A 6,000-nucleotide genomic window follows, 5' to 3' on the forward strand; every position below is an offset into this window, starting at 1 on the left:
GACCCGGAGCTTCAATCGCGGCTGGATGGGTCCTTGCCACCGCTGGGTGGGTCCTCGCGACCAAAGATTCGGCGCAACCAGTGCGCGCCTTTTTCCTTGGCGTGATCGAGCTGGTTGGCCACACGCGGAAACCGCCGGCGGATCTTCTCGAGCAGATGGTGCGCCCAGATGTATTCGGAGGAGAGGATGAACAGGCCGATCAGGATGAAAAGCACGCCCTGCAAGACCGGAAGAAACAGGCCGACGATACCCACCAGCACAAAGGCCCAGCCCGCGACCAGCACCGCGGCGCGTTTGAAGGCGGTTTTCACCATTCCAGTAGATGCTGACTGCCGCCCCAAAAATCAACCATTTTCTTCCCGTTAGGATTCGCAGGGAGCAAGTTTTCACTTCTGGTCTTCTGCCGCACCACCCGCTGCCTTCCGCAAGGCCTTGCGGCGGCGGCGGCGCAGCCAGAGGATCAGGATTACTCCAGCCGAGGCGATAAAGATGCCGGTGTCCACATCCTTCAGCACCCGTAGTACGCGGTCCCACTGGCTGTCGAAGAAGTATCCCACCAAGGCGATGACCGTGACCCAGACCGCGGCGCCCAGAAAGTTGAAGAGGGCAAACTGCTTCCAGCGCATGTGCAGCACCCCGGCCAGGGGTCCGGCGATGATGCGCAAGCCGAAGATGAAGCGGGCAAAAAAAATGGCAGCGGAGCCGTAGCGGGTGAATATGCGCTCACCGCGCTGGACGTTGCGGTCGCTGATGCGGAACCAATGCTTGTAGCGCTCCAGCAGCGGGCGTCCGCCGCGACGCCCCAGGGCGTAGCCCAGGTTGTCGCCCAAGGTCGCCGCCACGGTCCCCACCACGATGATCCAGGGGAGCGAAAGTTCGCGCTCGGAGTACGCTAGGAAGCTGGCGAACAGGAGAACGGTCTCGCCCGGGACGGGAAGGCCGGCATTCTCCAGCAGCAGGGCCACGGCCACCGTCCAGTAGCCGTACTGGTCGAAGTACCCGCGCAGGAGCTCGAAAAACCACTCAGCCATGCTGTTTCGCCAGGAACCCTATCACGGCGCGATTGAATTCCTCCGGCACTTCCTCGTAGGGGACGTGGCCGGCGCCCTCGAGCATGGCCAATTCCGCGCGTGCGAAGTTCTGGAGCAGGGGCCGGGCGGAGGCGGGCGAGACCACACCGTCGCGGCTTCCCCAAACCAGCAGCGTGGGGATGTGGGCGATGCGCGGCAGGATGCGCTCCAGCTCGCGCAGATCGGCGCGCCAGCCGTCCAGGATGCGCCGGGCGTAGTCGAGTGTCCCGGGAATCTGGAACGCGGCCCGGTAGCCCTCGAGCGTCCCGGGAGAGATGCGCCGCGGGTCGCCATACTGCCGGCGCAGAAGGAAGCGATGCAGCGGGCCCAGGCGCGTGACCAGCGGCTGCAACCGCCCGCCTCCCGGGATGCGGGCGAGCAGGGGCGCGAGCAGCCGTCCGTGCCGCGACCAGGGATTCACCGGCGCCACCAGGATCAGGCGCCGGACGCGTCCCTCGGCCATGGCCGCTAGTGTCATGGCCAACCCGCCGCCGTGCGAGGTACCCAACACGTCGGCGGATTCGATTTTCTGGTCATCAAGGAAGCGCAGTAGCCGGCCAGCCGCGGCGGGCAGGCGGCAGTCCAGGGTGGGAGACCGATCGGAGTAGCCCGTTCCCAGCAGGTCCACGGCGAAGAGCGTGGCGTGCGGCGCCAGCGCCGTCCAGTTGAAGCGCCAGGAGAAAGAGTAGCCGATCAGTCCGTGGATGAGCAGCAGCGGAGGCCCCTCGCCGACGCGCAAGTAGCGCATGCGCAGGCCGTCCACGGTTGCGAAGCGCTCCTCGATTTCGGAGGCGCTCAGGGCAGGCGCGGTGATGGGGTTCAGGCTCAAGTCAAACTCAAACACGGGCGCGCAACGCGCAGGTCTCCTCCAGCATCTGTGTGATGTGGAATTCTATAGTTTTGGGGTGAGGACGAGTCCACGAGCCCTGCTTTCCTGTACTTACATTAAATAACAGGTTCCTTCCAAAAACTGTAGATTGCCAATGGGGCTTGGTTTACACTCTTGTAATAGCTTTAGCAGCAGTAGGTTAGCTTTGTGGCTATGCCATCTACCGTGGAACGCGACTTGCATTCTACTTCAGCGCGCTCAGGGAGTAGGGGTACCACTTCGCCTCAAAGGCCGATGAAGAGGGAACTCACAGTCCGTTTTACCGCGGTGCTGCTGGCCGTCCTCACGGTCGCTGCCATTTTCTTCGCCTGGTTCAACCTCCAGAAAGAACAGACCTTCGCCGTGCCCTCCGACGGGGTGTGGTGGATGGAGCGTGAGGGCTCGCTGCGCGCCGAGCGCGTGGACCCGAACGGTCCGGGTGAGAACGCCGGAGTGAAGGAAGGCGACCTGCTGCTGACGGTGAACGAGCAGCCGGTTACGACCGTGGCGGGCGTGACCCGGCGCCTCGAGCGCACAGGAATCTGGTCGAAGGCCGCCTACGGACTCTCGCGCCAGGGAGTGCCGCTGGAGGTCTCGGTCATCCTGGCGCCGGCGGACAAATCGCTGAACACCGGGCTGCGCGTGATCGCGCTCATCTACCTGGGCATCGGGCTGTTCGTGCTGCTCCGGCGCTGGACCGCGCCCAAATCCACGCACTTCTACGTCTTCTGCCTGGTCTCGTTCGTCTTGTACTCCTTCAAGTACGTGGGCAACTGGAGCCTGTTCGACCGCGGCATTTACTGGTCCAACGTGGTGGCCGGGCTGCTGCAGCCGGCGCTGTTCCTGCATTTCGTCCTGACCTTCCCGGAGACCAGGGAGTTCGTGCGCAAGCGGCGGTGGCTGCTGCCCGCCGTGTACGTGCCCGGGTTGCTGCTCTTGCTGCTGCAAGTCTGGGCCCTGACGCGCGAGGCCAGCGAGCTGCTGCGCTGGAACCTGGACCGGCTGCAGATGTCCTACCAGTCGGTGTTCTTCGTGCTCGCGACCGGGGTGTTGTGGAAGAGCTACCGCGCCGCCACCGGTCCCCTGCTGCGCCAGCAGATGAAGTGGGTCACCTGGGGCACGCTGCTGGCCATCGCTCCTTTTACGGCGCTGTACGTGATCCCCTACCTGGCCGGGGCCATGCCCAATCCGCTGATGAAGGTCTCGGTGCTCTCCCTGATCTTCCTGCCGTTGACCTTCGGCTATGCCATCGTGCGCTACCGGCTGATGGACGTAGACCTGATCTTCAAGCGCGGCATGACTTACACCCTGACCACACTAGCCATCGTGGGAATGTACTTCGGCACGGTCGCCCTGGTGGCCTTCCTGGTGCAGACCCGCATCCCCAGTTCGGGGCCGATCGGCTTGATTGCCGCCGTGGTGGTGACCGCGCTGCTGTTCGAACCCTTCAAGCGGTGGATCCAGGATCACATCGACAAGTTCTTCTACAAGAAACGGTACGACTACCGCCGGACGCTCTTGGAGTTCGGACGAGAACTGAACTCGGAGACCGACCTGAATCGCATGCTGAGTGCAGTGGTGGACCGTCTGTCGCGCACGCTGCTGGTGGACCGCCTGGCTGTGTTCGTGGCCAGCGGAGGTACGGAGCGGTTCGCGATGGCCAAGTCTTCCGGCATCTCCTACGCCGGGGAAATGGCCCTGAGCTTCCTGAGCGCGGCGCGGCCGGAGTTGGGCGCCGGGCACCTGTTCTTCGACAACCCGCGGCAGGCGGTGCGGGAGACGCCCAGCGCGCAGGAGGCCATCGCGCAGCTCGACCTGAATTACTACATCCCCTGCACCGTGCAGAACCGGACCATCGCCGTGCTGGGGCTGGGAAAGACGGTCGAAGGACACTTCCTTTCCAGCGAAGACGTGGAACTGCTGGAGACCCTGGCGGGGACGCTGGGTATCGCCATCCAGAACGCGCGGCTGTATGCCTCGCTGGAGCAGAAAGCGCAGGAGTACGAGCGGCTGAAGGAGTTCAACGAGAACATCGTGGAATCCATCAGCGTGGGCGTGCTGGCGGTGGACCTGGACGACTGCATCGAGTCCTGGAACGCGCAGATGGAAGTCATGTTCGCCACGGCGCGCGGCAAGGCGCTGGGGCAGCCGCTGAGCGAGATCTTCCCTGCCTCCTTCATGGAGGAGTTCTACCGCCACCGGCAGAGTCCCGGCATCCGCAACCTGTACAAGTTCCGCATGACGACGGCGGCGGGGGAGACGCGAATGGCCAACATCGCCATCGCGCCCCTGGTGTCGCGCGAGTTCCAGGTGATCGGGCGCATCATCCTGCTGGATGACATCACGGAGCGGATGGGGTTGGAGTCGCAGCTGACGCAGGCGGAGAAGATGTCGTCCATCGGCCTTTTGGCGGCGGGCGTGGCCCACGAGGTGAACACGCCGCTGGCCGTCATCTCCTCCTACGCGCAGATGCTCTCCAAGCGCGTGCAGAGCGATCCCAAGCAGGCGGAGCTGCTGGAGAAGATCACAGCGCAGACCTTCCGCGCCTCGGAGATCGTGAACAACCTGTTGAACTTCTCGCGCACCAGCGGCACCGAGTTCAGCGACGTGGACGTGAACAAGGTCATCACCGAGACCCTGGCGCTGCTGGAGCACCAGTTCAAGACGGCGCACATCAAGGTGCGCGACCAGCTGACCCCGGGCCTCACTCCCATCCAGGGCAACCCTGGGAAGCTGCAGCAGGTGTTCCTGAACCTCTTCCTCAACGCCAAGGACGCCATGGCCGGCGGCGGCACCCTGACGGTCACCACGCAGAACGGCTCCGGAGTGAGCGTGGCCATCACCGACACCGGCTCGGGCATCGCGCAGGAGCACATTGACCGCATCTACGACCCCTTCTTCACCACCAAGGCCTCGGCCAACGAAGGCCAGCGGCGCGGCACCGGGCTGGGACTCTCGGTCACCTACGGCATCATTCAGGAGCACGCCGGCAAGATCCGGGTGGAGAGCCGGCCCGGCCAGGGCACCACCTTCCATCTGGAATTCCCGCTGATGAGGCAAGCCGTCAATGCCTGAAGCCGCCGTCCTGACCCGCAAGCCTGCCGGCCGCGAGGCGGCGACGCCGGCTTCCATCCTCATCATTGATGACGAAGCGGCGATCCGCGAGTCCCTGACCACGCTGCTGGAGCTGGAGGGCTATGAAGTGGAGTCGGCCGAGACCGGCGAGCAGGGGTTGGCTCGGCTGGGCAACCGGCCCTTCGACCTGGTGCTGCTCGACTTCGCCCTGCCCGACCGCAATGGGGCCGAGGTACTGCACGATATCCGCGACCGCGACCCCCAGCTCTCCGTCATCATGATCACCGCCTATGGCACGGTGGAGAACGCGGTCACGGCCATGCGGGCGGGCGCCACCAACTTCATCCAGAAACCATGGGACAACGAGAAGCTGCTGGCCGATGTCCGCGCCGCCGTCGCTCGCCGCCGGGTGGAAGAGGAGAACGTCCAGCTCAAGCGCGCGCTCAAGCAGCGCTACAACTTCGAGCACATCGTGGGCAAGAGCGATCCCATGCTGCGCATCTTCGACCTGGTGGCGCAGGTCGCCGCCAGCCGCTCCACCATCCTCATCCAGGGCGAGAGTGGCACGGGCAAGGAGTTGATCGCCAAAGCCATCCACATGAACTCGTCGCGCAAGGACCGGCCTTTCGTTCCCGTCAACACCGGCTCCATGCCCGCCGACCTGCTGGAGTCCACGCTCTTCGGCCACGTCAAGGGCGCCTTCACCAGCGCCATCGCCTCCAAGAAAGGCCTGTTCGAGGTGGCCGACCGCGGCACGCTCTTCCTGGACGAGATCGCCACCATGGGCCTCGACACCCAGTCCAAGATCCTGCGCGTGCTGCAGGACCGCAAGTTCATGCACCTGGGCGGAGTGCAGGAACTCCAGGTGGACGTGCGCATCATCGCCGCCACCAATATCGACCTGAAGCTGCAGGTCACGGAAGGCCGCTTCCGAGAGGACCTCTACTACAGGCTGAACGTCATCACCGTCGACCTGCCGCCGCTGCG

General features: G+C 64.5%; 5 protein-coding genes. 2 read left to right on the forward strand and 3 right to left on the reverse strand.

The window, feature by feature from the left end; genetic code table 11:
- Nucleotides 1-11 precede the first annotated feature (11 nt).
- From VGQ94_01630 to VGQ94_01640, 3 genes are all read right to left on the reverse strand, one after another.
- Complete coding sequence (locus tag VGQ94_01630; protein HEV2021208.1) at nt 12-314, reverse strand: PGPGW domain-containing protein; 303 nt, start codon at nt 312-314, stop codon at nt 12-14.
- A gap of 72 nt (nt 315-386) precedes the next feature.
- Nucleotides 387-1,031 (reverse strand): DedA family protein, encoded by a 645-nt coding sequence (locus VGQ94_01635; protein ID HEV2021209.1) that lies wholly within the window; start codon nt 1,029-1,031, stop codon nt 387-389.
- Nucleotides 1,024-1,914 (reverse strand): alpha/beta fold hydrolase, encoded by an 891-nt coding sequence (locus VGQ94_01640; GenBank protein HEV2021210.1) that lies wholly within the window; start codon nt 1,912-1,914, stop codon nt 1,024-1,026. The genes VGQ94_01635 and VGQ94_01640 overlap by 8 nt, the downstream gene beginning before the upstream one ends.
- A gap of 312 nt (nt 1,915-2,226) precedes the next feature.
- Here VGQ94_01640 and VGQ94_01645 point away from each other — a divergent pair, with 312 nt between their 5' ends.
- Nucleotides 2,227-5,013: an ATP-binding protein gene (locus VGQ94_01645; protein HEV2021211.1), complete on the forward strand. Its 2,787-nt coding sequence runs from the start codon at nt 2,227-2,229 to the stop codon at nt 5,011-5,013.
- A partial coding sequence (locus tag VGQ94_01650; GenBank protein ID HEV2021212.1) for a sigma-54 dependent transcriptional regulator occupies nt 5,006-6,000 on the forward strand: 995 nt, incomplete at its 3' end. The genes VGQ94_01645 and VGQ94_01650, both read left to right, overlap by 8 nt.

This window comes from Terriglobales bacterium, from assembly GCA_035937135.1.
Lineage (GTDB): Bacteria > Acidobacteriota > Terriglobia > Terriglobales > Acidobacteriaceae > DASYVL01.

Bases quoted from the DNA above. Each gene is read 5' to 3' on its own strand.
- VGQ94_01630 (HEV2021208.1), bottom strand. From the start codon at position 314: ATGGTGAAAACCGCCTTCAAACGCGCCGCGGTGCTGGTCGCGGGCTGG.
- VGQ94_01635 (HEV2021209.1), bottom strand. From the start codon at position 1,031: ATGGCTGAGTGGTTTTTCGAGCTCCTGCGCGGGTACTTCGACCAGTAC.